Below are 21,157 nucleotides of genomic sequence, written 5' to 3' on the forward strand. Positions count from 1 at the left end.
CCTGATCACCCCCGCCCCGTGGGAGCGAATCCGCTCGCGGGGCTTCTCGAAGGACACAGGCCATGAATGCCAAGACCGAAACCCCCGAACTGCCCGAAGGCGCCTGCATCACCGCCCGCGTACCCACCCCCGACACCCGCCTGCTGGGCGACGTGGTGGTCAACCCCTACCAGCTGGCGCCGCTGACCGCCGTGATCCGCGATGGCGGGCGCGCCATCAGCGCCGCCCATGTCCGCGTGCTGGGCCGTGGCGAACGCGGCGTGACCCTGGCCTACGAGGTCTCCGACAGCGCGCTCTGGACCCACGGCGGCATCCCGGTGTTCGGCCTCTACCCCGACCACGTCAACCAGGTGGAGGTGACCTACAAGCTCGATGGCGAGCGCATCGTCGAGCATTACCAGGTGTATGCCCCGGCGGTGCGCCTGCCGGTGGTGGCCAGCCAGACCGCCGCGCTGCCGGAGGTGGAGCCGGTGAAGGTCGCGCCCGGCTTCGAGCAGCGTCTGTACCTGTTCAACCACCTGCTGGGCGAGATCCCCGGCGGCCGTGCCTTCAAGTGGAACGCCCTGGGCGGCGCCGCCGAATGGGACCAGGTGGGCAACAACTGGATCGCCGACAGCAATGGCGACGTGCGCTGGTACCTGGACATCGAACGCATCCACGACTCCAACCGCCGCGACGGCCTGGGCGGCACCATGGGCTTCCAGCAGACCCGCGACGGCAAGCTGATCTGGGGCCAGGGCCAGACCTACTCCAAGTACGACCTGCTGGGCCGGCGCATCTGGCAACGCAACCTGCCGGACAAGTTCGCCGACTTCTCCCACGAGATCCGCGAGACGCCCCACGGCACCTACCTGCTGCGGGTCGGCACCAGCGACTACCGCCGCCCCGACGGCAAGCGCGTGCGCTCCATCCGCGACCACATCATCGAAGTCAGCGAGGCCGGCGACGTGCTGGAGTTCTGGGACCTCAACCAGATCCTCGACCCCTATCGCGGCGAGCTGCTGGAGACCCTCGGCAAGGCCGCCCTCCAGCTGCCCGCCGGCGTGGAGAAGCAGGACGACACCGCCGCCAACGAACTGCTCGAAGGCGACCTGCCCTTCGGCGACACCCCCGGCGTCGGCACCGGGCGCAACTGGGCCCACGTCAACGCCATCGACTACGACCCCAGCGACGACAGCCTCATCATCTCGGCCCGCCACCAGGGTGTGGTGAAGATCGGCCGCGACAAGCAGGTGAAGTGGATCCTCGCCTCGCCCAAGGGCTGGCCCGAGCGCCTGCGCGCCAAGGTGCTGACCCCGGTGGACGCCCAGGGCCAGGCGCTGGCGGAGCAGGACGGCGTCTACGCCGAGGGCTTCGACTGGTCCTGGACCCAGCACACCGCCTGGCTCAGCGGGCGCGGCACGCTGACCGTGTTCGATAACGGCTGGGGCCGAAACTTCGCCCCCACCCGGCTCGCCGGCAACTACAGCCGCGCGGTGGAGTACCGCATCGACGAAGCCCGGGGCACCGTCGAGCAGGTGTGGGAATACGGCAAGGAACGCGGGGACGCGTGGTACAGCCCCATCACCTCGGTGGTGGAATACCGCGCCGACCGCGACACCCAGTTCATCTACTCCGCCTCGGTGGGTTACCTGACCCCGGAGAAGCTCACCACCAGCGTGCTCAACGAGGTGAAATACGGCACCCAGGAGGTGCAGGTGGAGCTCAGGGTCCACAGCCGCCAGCCCGGCAGCGTCGGCTACCGCGCCCTGGTGATCGACCTGGATAGGGCGTTCTGACTGCCGGCCCAACACGGCGATCTCGAAGGCCTGCGTAGAGTGGACGTCGCTTTTCCCGTCCACCAGCGGAGTCATGCCCAACTCCGCATGGTGGACCGGTGGAGCGGGGTCCACCCTACATCCGGCCCCCCACCGCAGCGGATCGTTAACCTGGCCGTAACGATCCGCCGCCGGGCTTGATTGATGACCAGCCGGTCGCGCTCCTAAGGTTCGCTCCACGACAGCGGAACCCGTGGAGCCTCCAATGACAACGACAATCTCCCCACCGCCGCAATGGTCGCGTCGGCGTGCGGAAAAGCAGCGTCGCCTCGACCAGGTGCGATCCCTCGCCGACGGCGTGGTGCTGCCCAGCGAGCGCATCGTCGCCGCGCTGGAGGCCCTGATCGCCCCCGGCGACCGGGTGGTGCTCGAAGGCAACAACCAGAAGCAGGCGGACTTCCTCTCCCGCTCCCTGGCCAAGGCCGACCCCGGGCGCCTGCACGACCTGCACATGATCATGCCCAGCGTCAGCCGCGCCGAGCACCTGGACCTGTTCGAGCGCGGCATCGCCCGCAAGCTGGACTTCTCCTTCGCCGGCCCGCAGAGCCTGCGCATCAGCCAGCTGCTGGAAGACGGCCTGCTGGAAGTCGGTGCCATCCACACCTACATCGAGCTGTACTCGCGCCTGCTGGTGGACCTGATCCCCAACGTCGCGCTGGTGGCCGGCTTCATGGCCGACCGCCACGGCAACATCTACACCGGCCCCAGCACCGAAGACACCCCGGCCCTGGTGGAGCCCACGGCCTTCTCCGACGGCATCGTCATCGTCCAGGTCAACGAGCTGGTGGACGACGTCGGCGACCTGCCGCGCGTGGACATCCCCGCCTCCTGGGTGGACTTCGTGGTGGTGGCCGACAAGCCCTTCTACATCGAGCCGCTGTTCACCCGCGACCCGCGCCACATCAAGCCGGTGCACGTGCTGATGGCGATGATGGCGATCCGCGGCATCTACGAGAAACACAACGTCCAGTCCCTCAACCACGGCATCGGTTTCAACACCGCCGCCATCGAGCTGATCCTGCCCACCTACGGCGAGTCCCTGGGCCTCAAAGGCAAGATCTGCCGCAACTGGACGCTCAACCCGCACCCGACGCTGATCCCCGCCATCGAGACCGGCTGGGTGGAAAGCGTGCACTGCTTCGGTACCGAACTGGGCATGGAGGGCTACATCGCCCAGCGCCCGGACGTGTTCTTCACTGGCCGCGACGGCTCCATGCGCTCCAACCGCATGATGTGCCAGCTGGCCGGGCAGTACGCCGTGGACCTGTTCATCGGCGCCACCCTGCAGGTGGACGGCGACGGCCATTCCTCCACCGTCACCCGGGGCCGCCTGGCCGGTTTCGGCGGCGCGCCGAACATGGGCCACGACCCGCGCGGCCGCCGCCATTCCACCCCCGCCTGGCTGGATATGCGCGCCGAACCCGAGGCCCTGCTGGCGCGCGGCAAGAAGCTGGTGGTGCAGATGGTCGAGACCTTCCAGGAAGGCGGCAAACCCACCTTCGTCGAGACCCTCGACGCCGTCGACGTGGCCCGCAAGAGCGGCATGCCCCTGGCGCCGATCATGATCTACGGCGACGACGTCACCCACCTGCTCACCGAGGAAGGCATCGCCTACCTGTACAAGGCGCGCTCCGATGAGGAACGCCGCGCCATGATCGCCGCCGTCGCCGGGGTCACCGCCATCGGCCTGCGCCACGACCCCAGGGACACCGAGCGCATGCGCCGCGAAGGGCTGATCGCCCTGCCCGAGGACCTCGGCATCCGCCGCACCGACGCCAGCCGCGAACTGCTCGCCGCCAAGAGCATCGCCGAGCTGGTGGAGTGGTCCGGCGGCCTCTACAACCCCCCGGCCAAGTTCAGGAGCTGGTGATGAACGCACTGATCGCACCCAGCACCAGGCTGCCCCTGGCCGAGTGGCTGGCGGACCAGGCCGTCGACGCGCTGATCGACGAGGCCGATCTCTCGCCCAAGCCGGCCCTGGTGGACCGGCGCGGCAGCGGCGCCCATACCGACCTGCACCTGGGTCTGATGCACGCCTCGGCGCTGTCGCTGTGGCCGGCCTTCAAGGGCATGGCCGAAGCCGCCATCGAACTCGGCACGGTCGGCCAGCCGCTGCGCGAGGCACTGGGCCGCATCGGCCGTGAAGGCGAGGCCGCCATGCTCGCCGTCACCGGTGGGGTGAACACCCATCGCGGCGCCATCTGGGCCCTCGGCCTGCTGGTGGCCGCCGCCGCACTGGAACCGGGCAAGGCCGCGGCCGCCGCCCTCGCCACCCGCGCCGCACGCATCGCCCTGATCGACGACCGCGCCGCGCCCCGGCAAGACAGCCACGGCAGCCATGTCGCCCAGCGCTACGGCGCCCGGGGCGCGCGTGAAGAAGCCCAGCTGGGCTTCCCCGGCGTGCTGCTCCACGGCCTGCCGCAGTTGCAGCGCAGCCGCGCCCAGGGCAGCGGCGAGCAGAACGCCCGGCTCGATGCGCTGCTGGCGATCATGGCCGAGCTGGAGGACACCTGCGTGCTCTGGCGCGCCGGCCCCGAGGGGCTCGACGCCATGCAGCGGGGCGCCCGCGCGGTGCTCGCTGCCGGGGGCTGCGCCAGCCTCGCCGGACGGCGCCGCCTGCGCGAACTGGAAACCTGTTTGCTGGGGCTCAATGCCTCGCCGGGCGGCGCGGCCGATCTGCTCGCCGCCTGTTTGTTCATCGACCGAATCGGGAGCTGACCATGGAAACCCTGTCTTTCGAATTCCCCGCCGGGCAACCCGCCCGGGGCCGCGCCCTGGTGGGCTGCGTCGGCTCCGGCGACCTGGAAGTGCTGCTGGAGCCCGGCCGTGCCGGCACCCTGGCGATCCAGGTGATCACCTCGGTGAACGGCAGCGAACCGCGCTGGGCGCAGCTGTTCCAGCGCCTCTTCGCCGGCCAGCAGCTGCCGGCCCTGAACATCGACATCCACGACTTCGGCGCCACGCCGGGGGTGGTGCGCCTGCGCCTGGAGCAGGCCCTGGAGGAGGTGGCCCATGACTGATACCGCCCGCCTGCTAGCCACCCGCAGCTTCGTCGAACTGGGCGCCCGCCAGCGCGCCCGCGCGCTGCTGGACGACGGCAGCTTCCGCGAGCTGCTCGGCCCCTTCGATCGCGTCATGTCGCCCTGGCTGCCGCGCCAGGGCATCGTCCCCCAGGCCGACGACGGCGTGGTGGTGGCCAAGGGCAGCATCGACGGCCAGCCGGCACTGATCGCCGCCATCGAAGGCGCCTTTCAGGGCGGCAGCATGGGCGAGGTCGGCGGCGCCAAGATCGCCGGCGCGCTGGAGCTGGCCGCCGAGGACAACCGCAACGGCATTCCCACCTGCGCCGTGCTGCTGCTGGAAACCGGCGGCGTGCGCCTGCAGGAAGCCAACCTGGGCCTGGCCGCCATCGCCGAGATCCAGGCCGCCATCGTCGCGCTGCGCCAGTACCAGCCGGTCGTCGGCCTGGTGGCCGGGCCGGTGGGCTGCTTCGGCGGCATGTCCATCGCCGCCGGGCTGTGCAGCCACCTGCTGGTCACCCGCGAGGCACGCCTGGGCCTCAACGGCCCGCAGGTGATCGAACAGGAAGCCGGCATCGAGGAATACGACTCTCGCGACCGGCCCTTCATCTGGAGCCTCACCGGGGGTGAACAGCGCATGGCCAGCCACTTGGTGGATGGCTATGTCGCCGACGACATCGACGCCATCCGCGAGGCCGTGCGCGCGCTGCTCGCCGGCCCTGAACAGGCGCAGCCCCGCAGCCGCCGCCACGCCTGGTTCCTCGAACGCCTGGCACGCCTGGGCGATGACTGCGTACACCTGGACGCCGCCGCCGTGCGCGCCCTCTACGCCGGAGAACAGCCATGAGCCGTGGATCGAACTGGTTGCACGCCCTCGCCGGCACCGATGAGCAGGCCGGCCATCCGGCTTCGGTGAAGGTCATCGACGGCGAGGTGGGCAGCCGCGCCGCCCGCTTCATCGCCGTGGTGCCCGACGCCGCCAACCCCTTCCCCCGCGCCCGCAACGGCGAGGTGGGCCTGCTGGAAGGCTGGGGCCTGGCCAAGGCCGTGGATGACGCCATCCAGGCCGATGCCGGGCGTGCCGACAAGCGCGTGCTGGTGGCCGTGGTGGACGTACCCAGCCAGGCCTACGGCCGCCGCGAGGAGGCCTTAGGGATACACCAGGCCCTGGCCGGCGCGGTGGATGCCTACGCCCGTGCCCGCCTCGCCGGGCACCCGGTGATCGGCCTGCTGGTGGGCAAGGCCATGTCCGGTGCCTTCCTCGCCCACGGCTACCAGGCCCAGCGGCTGATCGCCCTGGACGACGCCGGGGTGATGGTCCACGCCATGGGCAAGGCCGCCGCCGCGCGCATCACCCTGCGCAGCGTCGACGAGTTGGAAGCCCTCGCCGCGACCATCCCGCCCATGGCCTACGACCTGGGCAACTACGCCTCCCTCGGCCTGCTCTGGGAGCGCCTGGCTGTGGATAACGTCGAGCAGCCCGGTGCCGCCGACCTGGAGCGGGTGCGGGACTGCCTGGTGCGGGCGGTGGCGGATATCGGCACCGGCACCGACCTGCGTGGCCGCCTGGGGGCGGAGAACCGCGCGGCGTCTTCGCGGGTGCGCGAGATGCTGCGGGCGCAGTGGCAAGGCCGGTCGTGAAGAGCCGAGCCGTGAATCGTCGGGCCGCGCGGCGCGTGGCGCCCACCTGCTGGTGATCTGGAGATGCTGATGGACAACCCGCCACACCCGCACGACCTGCTCTGGGGCCTCGCCCCGGAACAGCTCCCCGCCGATGCCCCGAGCTGGGCTCGGCAGGCGCTCGCCGCCGGCCAGCCGGTGGTGGTGCGGCGCGCCCTTTGCGAGCCGGGCCTGGTTGCCGTGGGCATCCGCGGCGCCAGCCGCGAGCAGCGCCTCGCCACGCTGATGCCGCTTGCCGCCATCCAGCGCGGCATCAGCCCGCACCAGTTGCGTCCGCGCACCGCCGGGCATTGGCCGGCGCTGCGCGCGCTGGTCGAGGTCGCGCCGCTGCTGGAGGCCACGGGCCTGCCCTGGGGCCCCACCGGGAGCGTCGGTTTCGAATTGGCCACGGGCGTGCCGGTGCTGCATGCCGGGAGCGATCTCGACCTGCTGCTGCGCACCTCCGGGCCCTTCGAGCGCCCGCGTGCCCGCGAGCTGCTGGCGCTGCTCGAACGCACCCGCTGCCGCATCGACCTGCAGCTGGAAACCCCCTCCGGCGCCATCGCCCTGCGCGAGTGGGCCGGCGATTCCCGCCGCGTGCTGCTCAAGTGCGCCGAAGGTGCGCGTCTTGTGGATAACCCCTGGCAGGCCCTGGAGCACGCGGCGTGAGCAGCCTGTTCGCCTTCCCCGGCCAGGGTGCGCAGCAGGTGGGCATGCTCCACCAGCTGCCGCCCGAGGCACGCGCCAGCCTGGACGAGGCCAGCGCGGCGCTGGGCGAGGACGTGCTGGCGCTGGACTCGGCCGAAGCGCTGCAAGGCACCCGCGCCGTGCAGCTGTGCCTGCTGGTCACCGGGGTCGCCTGCGCGCGCCTGCTGTTGCAGGAGAGCCCGGCGCCGGAGCATGTGGCCGGCCTGTCCATCGGCGCCTACGGGGCGGCGGTGGTCGCCGGCGCCCTGGATTTCGCCGATGCCCTGCGCCTGGTGGCCCTGCGTGGCGAGCTGATGCAGCGGGCTTATCCACAGGGCTACGGCATGACCGCCATCGGCGGGCTCGACCTCGGCACCCTGGAACGGCTGCTCGCGGAGGCCGAAGGCCCGGTGTTCCTGGCCAACATCAACGCCGACAACCAGCAGGTGATCGCCGGCAGCGATGCGGCCATGGCCACCGTCGCCGAGCGGGCCCGCGCCCTGGGGGCCGGCCTGGCGAAGCGCCTGGCGGTCAGCGTGCCGTCCCATTGCCCGCTGCTGGAGGCGCCGGCCCGCGAGCTGGCCAGCGCTTTCGCCGACGTACGGATGCACCGCCCGGTGATCGGCTACCTCAGCGGCACCACCGCGCGGCCGATCCACGACCCCGAGCGCCTGCGCGACGACCTCGCCTTCAACATGTGCCGCGTCGTCGACTGGCACGGCACCCTGCGCAACGCCTATGAGCGCGGCGTGCGCCTGCACATCGAACTGCCCCCCGGTGCCGTGCTCAGCGGCCTGGCGCGGCGCATCTTCGACCCAGGCACGGTGATCGCCTTCCAGGGCGCCCGCCGCGATACGCTGGACGCCCTGCTGCGTCGGGAGGTGAGCCGGACCCGATAACCGCCGTGCGCTTCGAAGGACAACAACAAGCAACTTCGACCCAATGCGAGGACAACAACAATGATCATCTACGGTGTGGCCTTCCTGGCCCTGTGCACCCTTGTCGGCCTGTTCATCGGCGAACTCCTGGGCAAGCTCCTGGGCGTACCCGCCAACGTCGGTGGCGTGGGCATCGCCATGCTGCTGCTCATCTTCATCGGCAGCTCCCTGCACAAGCGCGGCCTGATGGGCGCCAAGAGCGAGCAGGGCGTGGAATTCTGGAGCGCCATCTACATCCCCATCGTGGTCGCCATGGCCGCCCAGCAGAACGTGCTCGGCGCGCTGTCCGGCGGCCCCATGGCCATCCTCGCCGGTGTCGCGGCGGTGGCCCTCGGCTTCGCCATGGTCCCGGTGCTGGACCGCCTCGGCCAAAAGAAGCCCGACGCGGCGCCCGCCGCTGACGCCCTGAAGCCTGTGCAACGGTGACCGCCATGTACGAATCCATGATGAAAGTGATCGGCGGCTACGGCCTGATCAGCGGCTTCGCCGTCATCGGCGTGACCATGTGGCTGTCCTACTGGCTCTCCGACAAGCTGACGCGCGGCCGCCTGCACGGCTCGGCCATCGCCATCTTCCTCGGCCTGGCACTGTCCTACGTGGGCGGCGTGATGACCGGCGGGCAGAAGGGCCTGGTGGACATCCCGCTGCTGTCCGGCATCGGCCTGCTCGGCGGCGCCATGCTGCGCGACTTCGCCATCGTCGCCACGGCCTTCGGGGTCAACATCGAGGAACTCAAGCGCGCCGGCGTGTCCGGGGTGGTGGCGCTGTTCCTCGGCATCGGCACCTCCTTCGTCGCCGGTGTCGGCGTGGCGCTGGCCTTCGGCTACACCGATGCGGTGAGCCTGACCACCATCGGCGCGGGGGCGGTGACCTACATCGTCGGCCCGGTGACCGGCGCGGCCATCGGCGCCAGCTCCGAGGTGATGGCGCTGTCCATCGCCGCCGGCCTGGTGAAGGCCATCCTGGTGATGGTGGCGACGCCCTTCGTCGCCCCCTTCATCGGCCTCGACAACCCGCGCACGGCGGTGATCTTCGGCGGCCTGATGGGCACCTCCAGCGGCGTGGCCGGGGGCCTGGCGGCCACCGATCCGAAGCTGGTGCCCTACGGTTGCCTGACCGCCGCCTTCTACACCGCCCTGGGCTGCCTGCTGGGCCCCTCGGTGCTGTTCTTCGTCATGCGCGCCCTGATGGGCTGACGGGGCCGGCAGGCCGCCAGCCGGGGGCGCTTCCAACGCCGCAGCGGCAACGCACCCGGCTTTTCGACAGCCTGCTAGGTCGGGGCCGAGCTTTGGTTTAGCATCCCCGCTCTCGTCGGGGCGCGGCGGCCCGCCGGGGCGCCGCGCCGTCTTCGTCCCACCCAGCCTGGTCATCCCGATGCCCGTACTGCGAGCCCGCCTGCTCATCCCGCTACTGCTCCTGCCCGGCCTGGCCCAGGCCGCCGAGGTCGACGGCGCCAGCCTTGGCCTGCTCTGGGCGCTGCCGTTCGCCGGCATCCTGCTGAGCATCGCGCTGCTGCCGATCATCGCCGGTGACTTCTGGCACCACCATTTCGGCAAGATCACCGCCGGCTGGACGTTGCTGTTCCTGGCGCCCTTCATCGCCAGCTTCGGCCCCCACGCGACCCTGGCCATGGGCATGCACGTGCTGTTCGCCGAATACCTGCCCTTCATCGTGCTGCTGCTGGCGCTGTTCACCATCTCCGGCGGCATCCTGGTGCAGGGCAACCTGCACGGTTCGGCCTGGCTCAACACCCGGCTGCTCGCCCTGGGCACGCTGCTGGCCTCGGTGATGGGCACCACGGGCGCGGCCATGCTGCTGATCCGCCCGCTGCTGCGCGCCAACGACAACCGCCGGCACAACGCCCACGTGGTGGTGTTCTTCATCTTCCTGGTGGCCAACGTCGGTGGCGGGCTCACGCCGCTGGGCGACCCGCCGCTGTTCCTCGGTTTCCTCAAGGGCGTGGACTTCTTCTGGACCCTGAAGCACATGGCCCTGCCGGTGCTGGCGATGGCGCTGCCGTTGCTGGCGATCTTCTACGTGATCGATCGCTACCTCTTCAGCCGCGAGGACGAACTGGCGCCCGCCGACCCCACCCCCGACACGCCGCTGTACGTGCACGGGCAGTTCAACTTCCTGCTGCTGGCCGGCGTGGTCGGTGCGGTGCTGCTGTCGGGGGTGTGGAAGCCGGGCATCGGCTTCGAGCTGCCCGGCATCCGCGTGGAGCTGCAGAACCTGGTGCGCGACGGCCTGCTGCTGGCCCTGGCGGGGTTGTCGCTGTGGCTGACCCCCGGCTGGGCGCGCAAGGGCAACGAATTCAACTGGGGGCCGATCGTCGAGGTGGCCAAGCTGTTCGCCGGGATCTTCATCACCCTCACCCCGCTGATCGCCATCCTCCGCGCCGGCCGCGACGGGCACCTGGCGGCGGTGGTCGCCGCCGTCACCGGGGCCGATGGCCAACCGCTGGACACCATGTATTTCTGGATGACCGGGGTGCTCTCCAGTTTCCTCGACAACGCGCCCACCTACCTGGTGTTCTTCAACCTCGCCTCCGGCGATGCGCAGGTGATGATGGAGCGGTTGCCGCAGACCCTGCTGGCGATCTCCATGAGCTCGGTGTTCATGGGTGCCATGACCTACGTCGGCAACGCGCCGAACTTCATGGTCAAGGCCATCGCCGAGCAGCGCGGCGTGAAGATGCCGAGCTTCTTCGGCTACCTGCTCTGGTCCTGCGCCGTGCTGCTGCCGCTGCTGGCGGTGCTGCAGTGGGTGATGCTGTAAGGAAGCCGCCGGTTTTCCCGGGCTGCGTCTCCGCTGCCGTCACCCCGGCGAACGCGGGGGCCCGCTGACAGGGCATGGGCGCCCTCACCCCCCGCGTGTCAGGCCGTACATCCGGCACTCGGCCAGCAGCGCCAGCAGGTTCGGGTCGCGCTCCTTGGCCTTGAGGAAGACCACGCCTATGTGCTGCTGCAGGCGGTAGCGCGCCTGCAGCGGGATGAGCTTCACGCGGTTCTCGTACACCGCGGCGATGCGCCCGGGCAGCAGGGCGTAGCCGACCCCGGAGCTGACCATGCTGAGCAGGGTGAAGATGTCGTTCACCTGCATCGCCACCTTCGGCTCGAAGCCCGCCTGCTCGAACACACGGCCGCCGTCGCGGTGGGTGGCGAAGCCCTGGGTCAGGGTGATGAAGGTGGAGTCGGCCAGGTCCGCCAGGTCCACCTCGGGCTGGCCGGCGAAGGGCGAGTCGGTGGGCACGGCGAGGAAGATGTCGTCGGAGAACAGCGGCAGCTGCTCGCAATCGGCATCGCTCACGCCCTCGTCGAGGGACACCAGGATGGCGTCCAGCTCCATGTTCTTCAGCTTGTAGAAAAGATCGACGTTGGAGCCGAGGATCAGGTCGATGTTCAGCTCGCTGCGCCGCAGCTTCAGCCCCATGATCAGCTGCGGCACCGTCTTCACCGTCAGCGAATAGAGCGAGCCGAGCTTGAAGCGCTCGGCCGAGAAGCCTGCCGCTTCACGGGTCAGGCGCACCGTCTCGAGCACGTCCTGCACCAGCTTCTGTGCGCGCTCCTCCAGCACGAAGGCGCTCTCCAGCGGCGTCAGGTTGCGCCCCTCGTGCTTGAACAGCGGGCAGCGCAGGGCGCTCTCCAGGGAGTGGATGGCGCGGTGCACGCTGACGTTGCTGGTGTTCAGCTCCGCCGCCGCGCGGGAGAGGTTGCCGCTGCGCATGAAGGCGAGGAAGGTCTGCAACTTCTTCAGGGTGAGTTCGTCGTCGATCTGCATGGCACCGCGTCCGGGTGGCTGGAGCGAAGAGGCCATCCTACAAGCTCGCGCCCGCGAACCCGATGGGACCTTTAGTGAATAAGCTAATAATGCATAAGCAAATAAATTCTTATTCCTTAACAGATATATGAGCAGCCCCTAGACTCCTCTTCGTCGAAACATTGCACGGAGGGCTCGCCATGCGCAGCCAGGCCATTCGCTACCTGATCCTGCCGGGATGGCAGGGCTCGCCAGACGAGCATTGGCAGAGCCATTGGCAACGCACCCTGCCCAACGCCAGCCGCGTCGAGCAGGCCGACTGGGACCTGCCCGAGCGCCAGGACTGGGTCACGGCGCTGGAGCGCGCCATCGACGCCGAGCGCACGCCGGTTATCCTCATCGCCCACAGCCTGGGCTGCGTCACCGTCGCCCACTGGGCCAGGCAGGCCGACCCGGATGTACTGCGCCGGGTGCGTGGCGCGCTGCTGGTGGCGCCGGCCGACGTCGAGCGCCCCGGCTGCCCCGAGCCGCTGCGCGGTTTCGCCCCCATTCCCCAGGCATCGCTGCCCTTCCCCACGCTGCTGGTGGGCTCGGACAACGACCACGCCGCCAGCACGCCGCGCGCGCTGGAACTGGCGCGCCACTGGGGCGCCGAGCCGGCCATCCTCGCGGGCGCCGGGCACATCAACGTGAAGTCCGGCCACCACCTCTGGGAGCAGGGTTTCGCCTACCTCTACCGCCTGCAGGGGCGCATCGAGCAACTGGCCCGCAAGCGCGCCTGAGAACCTGCCCGGGATCGGCTGCGCCTCGGAACAATTGCGTTGAAAACGGCTTCGGGCTCGCTCATTTGCAGCTCGTGGAATCCAGGCCCCGGCTGTTTTCGCCTTGTTCCTCCCCAGCGCGCTCGACCCTGAACAGGCTCATTCTTCACTGTGACGCCAGGGCCCGCTGCTTCGCAGCCAGGCCCGGCGGGAGATTTCGTCCATGACCCAGGAAAAACCCGGCCAACCGCTGCTGAGCTTCGCCGACGCCGACCGCAGCCCCCTGAGCATCCGCGCCCGCGCGCTGGTGTTCGTCGATGCCCGCTCGCGGCGCCTGCGCGAGGAGGTCGAACAGTTGGCTCCGGCCGCCGTGCCGGTGCTGATCCAGGGCGAGACCGGCACCGGCAAGGAGCTGCTGGCGCGACAGATCCACAAGGGCAGCGAGCGCCCGGGGCTGTTCGTGGCGGTCAGCTGCAGCGCCATCAGCAAGGTCTACGCCGAGGCCGAACTCTTCGGCCACGCGCCCGGTGCCCACGCGGGCTCGGCCAGCAGCCGCGCCGGCTGGTTCGGCTCGGCCAACGGCGGCACCCTCTACCTGGACGAGATCGGCGACCTGCCGCTGCCCTTGCAGGCCAAGCTGCTGGCGGCCCTGGAGAGCCGCGAGGTGATCCGCGTCGGCGCCGCCCAGCCAACGCCCGTGGACGTGCGCCTGGTGGCCGCCACCAGCATCGACCTGGCCAAGGCGGTGGCCGCCGGCAAGTTCAACGAGCGCCTGTACCAGTACCTGGACGAAGGCCGGGTCGAGCTGCCGCCACTGCGCGAACGCCCGGACGACATCCTGCCGCTGGCCGAGTACTTCCTCGGCATCTACGCCCAGCGCCTGGACCTGCCGCTGCCGCTGATCAGCACCGCCGCCCAGGCGGCGCTGGAGAGCTACCCCTGGCCGGGCAATACCCGCGAACTGGAAAACAGCGTGCACTTCGCGCTGCTGGTCAGCGATGGCGACGAAGTGCTGCCGCAGCACCTCAACCTGCCGCCCGCACCGAGTTATGCACAGCTCGCCCTGCAACTGCGCCAGCTGGCCGCCAACGATGTGGATAACCTGCGGCAGCTGTTCGCGGATGTGCTGGCGGGGTAGGCCGCCCTCAGCACCGCTCCCCAGGGAGCGTAGGGTGGGCTTCAGCCCACCGTTCCTCTTCGGCGGGTTCGGTGCCAGGCCCGTAGGGCGGGTGAAACCCGCGGTACACCCTACGGGCGAGCACCGTGCCGTTAGTGAATCTGCCCAGCCTCCTTCAAGCGCTCGCGGGTGGCGCGCAGGCGCGGCAGGGGCAGGCACACCAGCAGGGTGGCGACCAGCACGGCCACGCCCATCAGCGGCAGGTTGGCCAGGCCCATCCCGGTGCTCAGCCACAGGCCGCCGACGAAGGCGCCGCTGGCGTTGCCCAGGTTGAAGGCCGCGTGGCTGAGGGTGGCGGCGAGGCTGGCGGATTCGCCGGCCTGTTCCACCAGCAGCAACTGCAGCGGCGAGGAGATGGCGAAGCTCGCCACGCCCCAGAGGAACAGGCAGGCCAGCGCCAGCACCGGCACCTGGGCGAAGACGAACAGCCCCACCAGGCACAACGCACTCACCGCGAAGGCCCCGGGCAGGGCGAAGCGGAAGCCCTTGTCCGCCAGGCGCCCGCCCAACAGGTTGCCGAGGGTCAGGCCGATGCCGAACAGCAGCAGGGCGAAATTGGCGTGCTCCGGGCTGAAGCCGGAGACATCGCGCAGCAGCGGGCTGATGTAGGTGAACACGCCGAACAGCGCCACCGACGACAGGCTGCACACCCCCAGCGCATGCAGCACCGGGCGCCGGAAGATGCCGTCCCAGGCACCGGCGGCATTGGGCTGCGGCCTGGCGGTGGCCGGCAGCCAGAGGAACTGCGCCAGCAGCGTCAGCAGGCCCAGGCCCGCCACCACCATGAAGGTCACCCGCCAGCTGGTGGCCTGGCCCAGCCAGGCGCCGGCCGGCACCCCGAGCACGTTGGCGATGGTCAGCCCGCTGAGCACCAGCGCCATGGCCGAAGCGCGGCGATGGGGCGGCGCCAGCTCGGCGGCCAGCAGGGTGGCGCAGCCGAAGAAGCCGGCATGGCTGAAGGCGGTGAACATGCGCGCCGCCAGCAGCCATTCGTAGCTGGGGGCCAGGGCGCAGGCGAGGTTGCCAAGGGCGTAGGCACCCATCAGCCAGAGCAGCGCCTGGCGCCGTGGCAGGCGCCCCAGCAGCGGGCCCAGCAGCGGCGCGCCGATGACCACGCCCATGGCGTAGGCGCTGACCAGCAGGCCGGCGTCGGAGAGGCTCACGGAGAGGTCCCGGGCCACCTCGGGCAGCAGGCCCATGATGATGAATTCACTGCTGCCGACGACGAAGCCGCCGAGGGCCAGGGCGAGCAGGGGGAGGGAGAGAAGGGTCGAGGGATTCATGGCAAGAGGCAGGGCTTGTTGCGAGGGGGCGCGGATTCTACGCGCTTTCCCGGGCGATGACCTGGCAGTCGAGCAGATTCAGGCGCTCCACCTCGCCCTCCACCGGCAGCACGCCCAGCGCCTCCAGCACCCGGGTGGCGGCGCGCTCGCCGATCTCCAGCGCCGGCGGTCGGATGGTGGTGAGGCTGGGCAGCAGCATCTCGGCGAACGGGTAGTCGCCAAAACCCATCACCGCGCAGTCGCCCGGAAGGTCCAGGCCCGCCCGCTGGCCGGCGAGCAGGCCACCGGCGGCGAGGTTGTCGTTGGCGAAGATGATCGCGTCCGGCCGTGGCGAGCGCTTCATCAGCGCCTCCATGGCCTGCTTGCCGGCCTCGAAGGGCGCCAGCCCGCTGCTGGGCACGAAGACCCAGGGCTCGTGGCCGGCGGCGCGCAGGGTGTCGGCGTAGCCGTCGCGGCGGTCCAGGGCGCTGAAGTCGCCGGCGGCGCTGTTCTGCACGAAGGCGATGCGCGTGTGCCCCTTGTCCAGCAGGTAGCGGGCGGCGGCGACGCCCACGTCGCGGTGGAGGAACCCCACCTGCATCGGCGCGCGCTCGGGCTGGTAGTCCCAGACCTCGACGATGGGGACGTCCGCCTCGGCGAGCATCTTCTCGGTGCCGGGGCTGTGGAAATGGCTGGTGACCACCAGGGCCGCCGGCGACCAGCCGAGGAAGGCGCGCACGGCGCTCTCTTCCTGTTCCTCGGAGAAGTAGCTGGAGGCCAGCAGCAGCTGGTAGCCGTGGCGCGCCAGGGTGTCGCTGAAGCCCTGGATCGTGTTGGCGAAGATCGGCCCGGAGATGTTGGGGATGACCATGCCGACGATGCGTCCGCGCGCCGAGGCCAGGCCGCCGGCCACCAGGTTGGGCACGTAGCCCAGCTCGGCCACCGCCGTTTCGATGCGCCCGCGCAGTTCCTCGGAGACCTGCTCCGGCTGGTTGAAGTAGCGCGACACGGTGATGGCGGACACGCCGACGCGCTCGGCCACGGCGCTGAGGGTGACGCGTCCCGCGCCTCGGCGCTTGCGGGGGCTGCTCATGGATTGACCATCCTTGTAGGCATATAAAAGTAATTTTTAATTATTTGACGATCTATTGGTGTCGCTCGGATACTGGCGATGTTAGCGCTAACAAAGCACGGCTGTCTGCCTTTTTGCTGCCACTCGCACGAGCGAGACCAGACCGCGACAGCCCACAAGGAGCCTGCCAAGCAGCAGGCACGTCTGGTCTCCGCAGGGCAGTGAAACGAGCATGAGCATCCACAGCAATCCGGCCGCACCGCGCGGCCTTCGCACCTCCCACGGCGGGCGCCGCAGCCCGCTGGCCATCGGCATCCTCCTGGCAGCGCTGGGGAGCGCCGCCGGGGCCGCCGAGCGCACCCCCGACAGCACCGCCGACGGCCAGAAGGCCGCGCCCACGCTGAAGACGGTGACCGTCACCGCCACCCGCCGCGAAGCCAGCCTGCAGGACGTGCCGGTGGCCGTCTCCGTGGTGCAGGGCGAGCAGCTGGAGCGCGACAACCGCAACAACGTCGGCGCCATCGTCCAGCAGGTGCCGACCCTCAACTACCGCACCGGTGCCTCCAACAAGGACACCTCGCTGTTCATCCGCGGCGTCGGCACCATCTCCACCTCGCCGGGGGTCGAGCCCACGGTGGCCACGGTGGTGGACGGCGTGGTGTTCGGCCGCCCCGGGCAATCCACCCTGGACCTGCTGGACCTGGAGCGCATCGAAGTGCTGCGCGGCCCCCAGGGCACCCTGTTCGGCAAGAACGCCTCGGCCGGCGTGCTCAACATCGTCAGCCAGGACCCGCCCGAGCAGGGCCACGGCTACGTGGACTACTCGCACTTCGGCGGCGGCAACGAGAACCGCCTGCGGTTCGGCATCGGCGGGCGCCTGAGCGACACCCTGAAAGGCTCCCTGAGCACCCTGCTGGGGCGCTATGACGGCAACGTCGAGAACCTCGCCAACGGCCATGACGTCAACGGCTACGACCGCAAGGGCGTGCGCGGCAAGCTGGTGTTCGAGCCGGACGACGCGCTCAAGGTGACCCTGATCGCCGACCGCATGGAGGGCGAGGACACCCTGCCCAGCGGCGTGATCACCTCCACCAGCAGCGCGGCCTTCGCCAGCGCCCTGCGCCCGGTGGTGCCGAGCGACCACAACCGCGACATCCGCAGCGACTACAAGACCTACGTCGAGGACACCAACAGCGGCCTGTCCGGGCAGGTGGACTGGAAGCTGGGCGACTTCACCCTCACCTCCATCACCGCCTGGCGCGGCTGGGACAACACCCAGTACCAGGACGGCGACCGCTCGGCGCAGCTGCCGCTGACCGCCTCCCACGACAAGGGCGAGGTGGACTACGACCAGTACTCCCAGGAGTTCCGCCTGGCCTCGCCCAAGGGCGGCTTCAACGAATACGTGGTCGGCGCCTACTACTTCCATGGCCGCTCCGAGGAGACCTACCGGCGCCTGTCGGTCAACGGCGGCACCCCCAACAGCGGCCGCGCCGACTACAGCGTGACCAACGACAGCGTCGCGCTGTTCGGCGAGAACACCTTCAACCTCACCGACGACTTCCGCGCGCTGTTCGGCCTGCGCTGGACCCACGACGACCTGGAATACGACCACCGCCGCACGTCCACCTCCGCCACAGCCGTCACCGGCATCCAGCCCTCCACCGCAAGCTCAGGCTCAGTGGACGAGGACGGCTGGTCCGGCCGCACCGGCCTGCAGTACGACTTCAGCGACGACCTGATGGGCTACGCCACCTACTCGCGCGGCTACAAGGGCCCGGCCTACAACGTGTTCTTCAACATGCAGCCGCGCGACACCGGGGCGCTCAAGCCGGAGACCTCCGACTCCTACGAGCTGGGCCTCAAGGCCACCGCCCTGGACAAGCGCCTGAGCGCCAACCTGGCGGTGTTCCACACCGACTACGACGACTACCAGGCGAACTTCTTCGACACGGTGGCCAACCAGGTGGTGACCCGCCTGATCAACGCCGGCAGCGTGAAGACCCAGGGCGTGGAGCTGGACACCAGCTTCCAGGCCACCCGCCAGCTCAAGCTGTCCGCCGCCCTGGCCTACACCAAGGCGCGGGTGGACCACTTCAACTGCCCGCCCGGCGCCGCCGCCACCTGCGACATCGACGGCGGCCGCTTGCCCTTCACCCCGGACTGGAAGGCCTACGTGCGCGCCGACTACAGCATCCCGCTGGACAACGGCCTGGATGTGGAACTGTCCACCGACTACAGCTGGCAGGACGAGGTGCAGTTCAGCCTCGACCAGAACCCGAACACCGTGCAGGACACCTACGGCATCTGGAACGCCAGCATCGCCCTGGCCGACTACAACGCCGGCTGGCGCGTGGCGCTGCTGGGCAAGAACCTCGCCGACACCTCCTACGCCCAGTCCCTGGCCAGCGGCGGCAGCTACATCTACCGCGCCGTGCCACGGGACGACGAGCGCTACTTCGGCGTCCAGCTGCGCAAGGATTTCGACTTCTGACCCGCGCCTGCGTGCAGGAACCGCCCGAGCCGCCGCAGAGCGGCCGGGCGGCACCCCCACCGACCCCGGTAACGACACCATGACCCGATCCCGACAGCTCTCCCTCGGCGCCTTCCTGATGGCCACCGGTCACCACGTGGCCGCCTGGCGCCACCCGGACGTACCCGCCGACACCCTCGACTTCGCCCAGTACAGACACCTAGCACGCATCGCCGAAGCGGCGAAGTTCGACGCCCTGTTCGTCGCCGACAGCGTCGCCGCGCCCACCGGCGACATCGCCAGCCACATGGCCCGCTCCACCTACTTCGAACCGCTGACCCTGCTCAGCGCCCTGGCCGCCGTCACCGAGCGCATCGGCCTGGTGAGCACCGTCACCACCAGCTACAACGAGCCGTACCACGTGGCGCGCAAGTTCGCCTCGCTGGACCACATCTCCGGCGGCCGCTCGGGCTGGAACCTGGTGACCTCCGACGCCGCCGCCGAGGCGCTCAACTTCAACCGCGAGGCCCACCTGGGCCACGCCGAGCGCTACGCCCGCGCCCGTGAGTTCCACCAGGTGGTCACCGGCCTGTGGGACAGCTGGGAAGACGACGCCTTCCTCCGCGACAAGGCCAGCGGCCAGTACTACGACCCGGCCAGGCTCCACGTGCTCGACCACCAGGGCGAGCACTTCCGCGTGCAGGGCCCGCTCAACGTTGCCCGCTCGCCCCAGGGCCGGCCGGTGGTGGTGCAGGCCGGCTCCTCGGAGACCGGCCGCGAACTGGCCGCCGAGACCGCCGACGTGGTGTTCACCGCGCAGACCTCCCTGGCCAAGGCCCAGGCCTTCTACGCCGATCTCAAGGGGCGCCTGGCCAGGTTCGGCCGCCGCGAGGACGAGCTGAAGATCATGCCAGGCGCCTTCGTCGTGATTGGCGCCAGCGAGGCCGAGGCGAAGGAGAAGTTCGAGCAGTTCCAGGCGCTGGTGGAGCCCCGCGTCGGCGTCGCCCTGCTGGGGCGCATGCTCGGCAACTTCGACCTCTCCGAATACCCGCTGGACGGCCCGCTGCCCGAGCTGCCGCTGACCCAGGACGGCCAGCAGAGCCGGCAGAAGCTGCTCACCGAGCTGGCCGGGCAGGAGAACCTCACCCTGGCCCAGCTCGGCCGGCGCATCGCCGGCGGGCGCGGCCACCACAGCCTGATCGGCACCCCGGCGCAGATCGCCGACGAGCTGCAGGCCTGGTTCGAGGGCCGCGCCGCCGACGGCTTCAACGTGCTGGTGCCGCACCTGCCGGCCGGCCTGGAGGACTTCGCCACCCAGGTGGTGCCGGAGTTGCAGCGGCGCGGCCTGTTCCGCACCGAGTACCAGGGCCGCACCCTGCGCGAACACCTCGGCCTGGCGCGGCCGGCGAACCGGTTCGCCCATCCCGCCTGACATTCACCGGGGCCCCGCGCCAGCGCGGCCCCGACAACCTGAAGCGAGACCCATCCATGACCTATATCGCCGCCCCCGACCGCTACGAGCGCATCCCCTATCGCCGCGTCGGCCGCAGCGGGCTGGTGCTGCCGGCCCTGTCCCTGGGGCTGTGGCACAACTTCGGCGACGCCACGCCCCTCGACACCCAGCGCGCCCTGCTGCGCACCGCCTTCGACCTGGGCATCAACCACTTCGACCTGGCCAACAACTACGGCCCGCCCTACGGCAGCGCCGAGATCAACTTCGGCCGCCTGCTCAAGGAAGACTTCCGCGCCTACCGCGATGAGCTGGTGATCTCCACCAAGGCCGGCTGGGACATGTGGCCCGGCCCCTACGGCCAAGGCGGCAGCTCGCGCAAGTACCTGCTCGCCAGCCTCGACCAGAGCCTGGCGCGCCTGGGGCTGGACTATGTGGACATCTTCTATTCCCACCGCTTCGACCCCGACACGCCCCTGGAGGAAACCGCCGGCGCCCTGGCCAGCGCGGTGCAGCAGGGCAAGGCGCTGTACGTGGGCATCTCATCCTATTCGGCGGGCAAGACCCGCGAGCTCGCCGCGCTGCTGCGGGAGTGGAAGGTGCCGCTGCTGATCCACCAGCCGGCCTACAACCTGTTCAACCGCTGGGTGGAGAAGGACCTGCTGGCCACCACCGAGGAACTGGGCACCGGCGTCATCGCCTTCACCCCGCTGGCCCAGGGCCTGCTCACCGACAAGTACCTCACCGGCGTGCCGGCGGATGCGCGGGTCAACCGCCCCGGCGGCGCCTCGCTGCGCCCGGAGCACCTGGCCGAGGCCAACATCGCCCGTGCCCGCGCCCTCGCCGAGATCGCCCGGCGCCGGGGCCAGAGCCTGGCCCAGCTGGCGCTGGCCTGGACCTTGCGCGATGCACGGGTGACCTCGGCGCTGATCGGCGCCAGCCGCCCGGAGCAGATCGTCGAGAACGTCGCCGCCCTGGACAACCTCGCCTTCAGTGCCGAGGAGCTGGCGGAGATCGACCGCCACGCCGTGGAAGGCGGCATCAACCTCTGGGAAAAACCCTCCACCGACTGGCAGGCCTGA

Annotated in this window: 19 protein-coding genes; 16 read left to right on the top strand and 3 right to left on the bottom strand. The window is 70.2% G+C overall.

Going from position 1 to position 21,157, the window contains the following annotated elements:
* Positions 1–62: 62 nt before the first annotated feature.
* The 11 genes from HSX14_RS29485 (at position 63) to HSX14_RS29535 (ending at position 10,899) form a co-directional block, all read left to right on the top strand.
* Complete coding sequence (locus tag HSX14_RS29485; RefSeq protein WP_173176838.1) at positions 63–1,778, top strand: aryl-sulfate sulfotransferase; 1,716 nt, start codon at positions 63–65, stop codon at positions 1,776–1,778.
* A 244-nt stretch (positions 1,779–2,022) separates the two neighbouring features.
* On the top strand, positions 2,023–3,687 hold the full coding sequence (gene mdcA, locus HSX14_RS29490; protein WP_173176840.1) for a malonate decarboxylase subunit alpha: 1,665 nt from the start codon (positions 2,023–2,025) through the stop codon (positions 3,685–3,687).
* On the top strand, positions 3,687–4,535 hold the full coding sequence (locus tag HSX14_RS29495) for a triphosphoribosyl-dephospho-CoA synthase (protein WP_173176842.1): 849 nt from the start codon (positions 3,687–3,689) through the stop codon (positions 4,533–4,535). Before mdcA ends, HSX14_RS29495 begins: the two co-directional genes overlap by 1 nt.
* A 2-nt stretch (positions 4,536–4,537) precedes the next feature.
* Positions 4,538–4,837 carry a malonate decarboxylase subunit delta gene (locus HSX14_RS29500; RefSeq protein ID WP_173176844.1) on the top strand — a complete coding sequence of 100 codons (300 nt, stop codon included), beginning with the start codon at positions 4,538–4,540 and terminating at the stop codon, positions 4,835–4,837.
* Positions 4,830–5,684 carry a biotin-independent malonate decarboxylase subunit beta gene (locus tag HSX14_RS29505; protein WP_173176847.1) on the top strand — a complete coding sequence of 285 codons (855 nt, stop codon included), beginning with the start codon at positions 4,830–4,832 and terminating at the stop codon, positions 5,682–5,684. Before HSX14_RS29500 ends, HSX14_RS29505 begins: the two co-directional genes overlap by 8 nt.
* On the top strand, positions 5,681–6,478 hold the full coding sequence (mdcE, locus tag HSX14_RS29510) for a biotin-independent malonate decarboxylase subunit gamma (protein ID WP_173176849.1): 798 nt from the start codon (positions 5,681–5,683) through the stop codon (positions 6,476–6,478). Before HSX14_RS29505 ends, mdcE begins: the two co-directional genes overlap by 4 nt.
* Positions 6,479–6,547: 69 nt before the next feature.
* A complete protein-coding gene (locus HSX14_RS29515; protein ID WP_173176851.1) occupies positions 6,548–7,165 on the top strand; it encodes a malonate decarboxylase holo-ACP synthase in 618 nt (205 codons plus the stop codon).
* The gene (gene mdcH / locus HSX14_RS29520; protein ID WP_173176853.1) at positions 7,162–8,082 is read left to right on the top strand and encodes a malonate decarboxylase subunit epsilon; all 921 of its coding nucleotides are present in this window, start codon (positions 7,162–7,164) and stop codon (positions 8,080–8,082) included. The genes HSX14_RS29515 and mdcH overlap by 4 nt, the downstream gene beginning before the upstream one ends.
* Before the next feature lie 60 nt (positions 8,083–8,142).
* Positions 8,143–8,547 carry a malonate transporter subunit MadL gene (madL, locus tag HSX14_RS29525; protein ID WP_173176855.1) on the top strand — a complete coding sequence of 135 codons (405 nt, stop codon included), beginning with the start codon at positions 8,143–8,145 and terminating at the stop codon, positions 8,545–8,547.
* Positions 8,548–8,552: 5 nt separating this feature from the next.
* A complete protein-coding gene (madM, locus tag HSX14_RS29530) occupies positions 8,553–9,317 on the top strand; it encodes a malonate transporter subunit MadM (protein WP_173176857.1) in 765 nt (254 codons plus the stop codon).
* A gap of 178 nt (positions 9,318–9,495) precedes the next feature.
* Entirely contained in the window at positions 9,496–10,899 is a 1,404-nt protein-coding gene (locus tag HSX14_RS29535; protein WP_173176859.1) for a sodium:proton antiporter, read from the top strand.
* An 84-nt stretch (positions 10,900–10,983) separates the two neighbouring features.
* On the opposite strand, the gene HSX14_RS29540 is transcribed toward HSX14_RS29535, so the two are convergent.
* Positions 10,984–11,901 carry a LysR family transcriptional regulator gene (locus tag HSX14_RS29540; RefSeq protein WP_173176861.1) on the bottom strand — a complete coding sequence of 306 codons (918 nt, stop codon included), beginning with the start codon at positions 11,899–11,901 and terminating at the stop codon, positions 10,984–10,986.
* 179 nt (positions 11,902–12,080) lie between these two features.
* Between HSX14_RS29540 and HSX14_RS29545 the strand changes: the two genes are divergently transcribed.
* Positions 12,081–12,662 (top strand): RBBP9/YdeN family alpha/beta hydrolase, encoded by a 582-nt coding sequence (locus HSX14_RS29545; protein WP_173176863.1) that lies wholly within the window; start codon positions 12,081–12,083, stop codon positions 12,660–12,662.
* A gap of 202 nt (positions 12,663–12,864) precedes the next feature.
* Positions 12,865–13,779: a sigma 54-interacting transcriptional regulator gene (locus tag HSX14_RS29550; RefSeq protein WP_173176865.1), complete on the top strand. Its 915-nt coding sequence runs from the start codon at positions 12,865–12,867 to the stop codon at positions 13,777–13,779.
* A 131-nt stretch (positions 13,780–13,910) separates the two neighbouring features.
* Here the strand turns inward: HSX14_RS29550 and HSX14_RS29555 are convergent, their stop codons facing one another.
* Together HSX14_RS29555 and HSX14_RS29560 are read right to left on the bottom strand one after the other, a co-directional pair.
* Complete coding sequence (locus HSX14_RS29555; protein WP_173176867.1) at positions 13,911–15,101, bottom strand: MFS transporter; 1,191 nt, start codon at positions 15,099–15,101, stop codon at positions 13,911–13,913.
* Positions 15,102–15,138: 37 nt separating this feature from the next.
* On the bottom strand, positions 15,139–16,173 hold the full coding sequence (locus tag HSX14_RS29560; protein ID WP_173176869.1) for a LacI family DNA-binding transcriptional regulator: 1,035 nt from the start codon (positions 16,171–16,173) through the stop codon (positions 15,139–15,141).
* Between the two features lie 217 nt (positions 16,174–16,390).
* Between HSX14_RS29560 and HSX14_RS29565 the strand changes: the two genes are divergently transcribed.
* From HSX14_RS29565 to mgrA, 3 genes are all read left to right on the top strand, one after another.
* Positions 16,391–18,646: a TonB-dependent receptor gene (locus HSX14_RS29565; protein ID WP_373874708.1), complete on the top strand. Its 2,256-nt coding sequence runs from the start codon at positions 16,391–16,393 to the stop codon at positions 18,644–18,646.
* Positions 18,647–18,725: 79 nt separating this feature from the next.
* The gene (locus HSX14_RS29570; protein WP_173176873.1) at positions 18,726–20,057 is read left to right on the top strand and encodes an LLM class flavin-dependent oxidoreductase; all 1,332 of its coding nucleotides are present in this window, start codon (positions 18,726–18,728) and stop codon (positions 20,055–20,057) included.
* A gap of 56 nt (positions 20,058–20,113) precedes the next feature.
* Positions 20,114–21,157, top strand: a complete 1,044-nt coding sequence (gene mgrA / locus HSX14_RS29575; protein ID WP_173176875.1) for an L-glyceraldehyde 3-phosphate reductase — start codon at positions 20,114–20,116, stop codon at positions 21,155–21,157.

Source organism: Pseudomonas tohonis (assembly GCF_012767755.2).
Classification (GTDB): domain Bacteria; phylum Pseudomonadota; class Gammaproteobacteria; order Pseudomonadales; family Pseudomonadaceae; genus Metapseudomonas; species Metapseudomonas tohonis.

Excerpts from the sequence above, each read along its gene's own strand:
- HSX14_RS29500 (WP_173176844.1), top strand. The coding sequence starts at position 4,538 with ATGGAAACCCTGTCTTTCGAATTCCCCGCCGGGCAACCCGCCCGGGGC.
- HSX14_RS29555 (WP_173176867.1), bottom strand. The coding sequence starts at position 15,101 with ATGAATCCCTCGACCCTTCTCTCCCTCCCCCTGCTCGCCCTGGCCCTC.
- mgrA (WP_173176875.1), top strand. The coding sequence starts at position 20,114 with ATGACCTATATCGCCGCCCCCGACCGCTACGAGCGCATCCCCTATCGC.
- HSX14_RS29485 (WP_173176838.1), top strand. The coding sequence starts at position 63 with ATGAATGCCAAGACCGAAACCCCCGAACTGCCCGAAGGCGCCTGCATC.
- HSX14_RS29545 (WP_173176863.1), top strand. The coding sequence starts at position 12,081 with ATGCGCAGCCAGGCCATTCGCTACCTGATCCTGCCGGGATGGCAGGGC.
- HSX14_RS29515 (WP_173176851.1), top strand. The coding sequence starts at position 6,548 with ATGGACAACCCGCCACACCCGCACGACCTGCTCTGGGGCCTCGCCCCG.
- mdcE (WP_173176849.1), top strand. The coding sequence starts at position 5,681 with ATGAGCCGTGGATCGAACTGGTTGCACGCCCTCGCCGGCACCGATGAG.
- madL (WP_173176855.1), top strand. The coding sequence starts at position 8,143 with ATGATCATCTACGGTGTGGCCTTCCTGGCCCTGTGCACCCTTGTCGGC.
- HSX14_RS29535 (WP_173176859.1), top strand. The coding sequence starts at position 9,496 with ATGCCCGTACTGCGAGCCCGCCTGCTCATCCCGCTACTGCTCCTGCCC.
- HSX14_RS29505 (WP_173176847.1), top strand. The coding sequence starts at position 4,830 with ATGACTGATACCGCCCGCCTGCTAGCCACCCGCAGCTTCGTCGAACTG.
- HSX14_RS29540 (WP_173176861.1), bottom strand. The coding sequence starts at position 11,901 with ATGCAGATCGACGACGAACTCACCCTGAAGAAGTTGCAGACCTTCCTC.
- HSX14_RS29570 (WP_173176873.1), top strand. The coding sequence starts at position 18,726 with ATGACCCGATCCCGACAGCTCTCCCTCGGCGCCTTCCTGATGGCCACC.
- HSX14_RS29560 (WP_173176869.1), bottom strand. The coding sequence starts at position 16,173 with ATGAGCAGCCCCCGCAAGCGCCGAGGCGCGGGACGCGTCACCCTCAGC.
- mdcA (WP_173176840.1), top strand. The coding sequence starts at position 2,023 with ATGACAACGACAATCTCCCCACCGCCGCAATGGTCGCGTCGGCGTGCG.
- HSX14_RS29550 (WP_173176865.1), top strand. The coding sequence starts at position 12,865 with ATGACCCAGGAAAAACCCGGCCAACCGCTGCTGAGCTTCGCCGACGCC.
- madM (WP_173176857.1), top strand. The coding sequence starts at position 8,553 with ATGTACGAATCCATGATGAAAGTGATCGGCGGCTACGGCCTGATCAGC.
- HSX14_RS29495 (WP_173176842.1), top strand. The coding sequence starts at position 3,687 with ATGAACGCACTGATCGCACCCAGCACCAGGCTGCCCCTGGCCGAGTGG.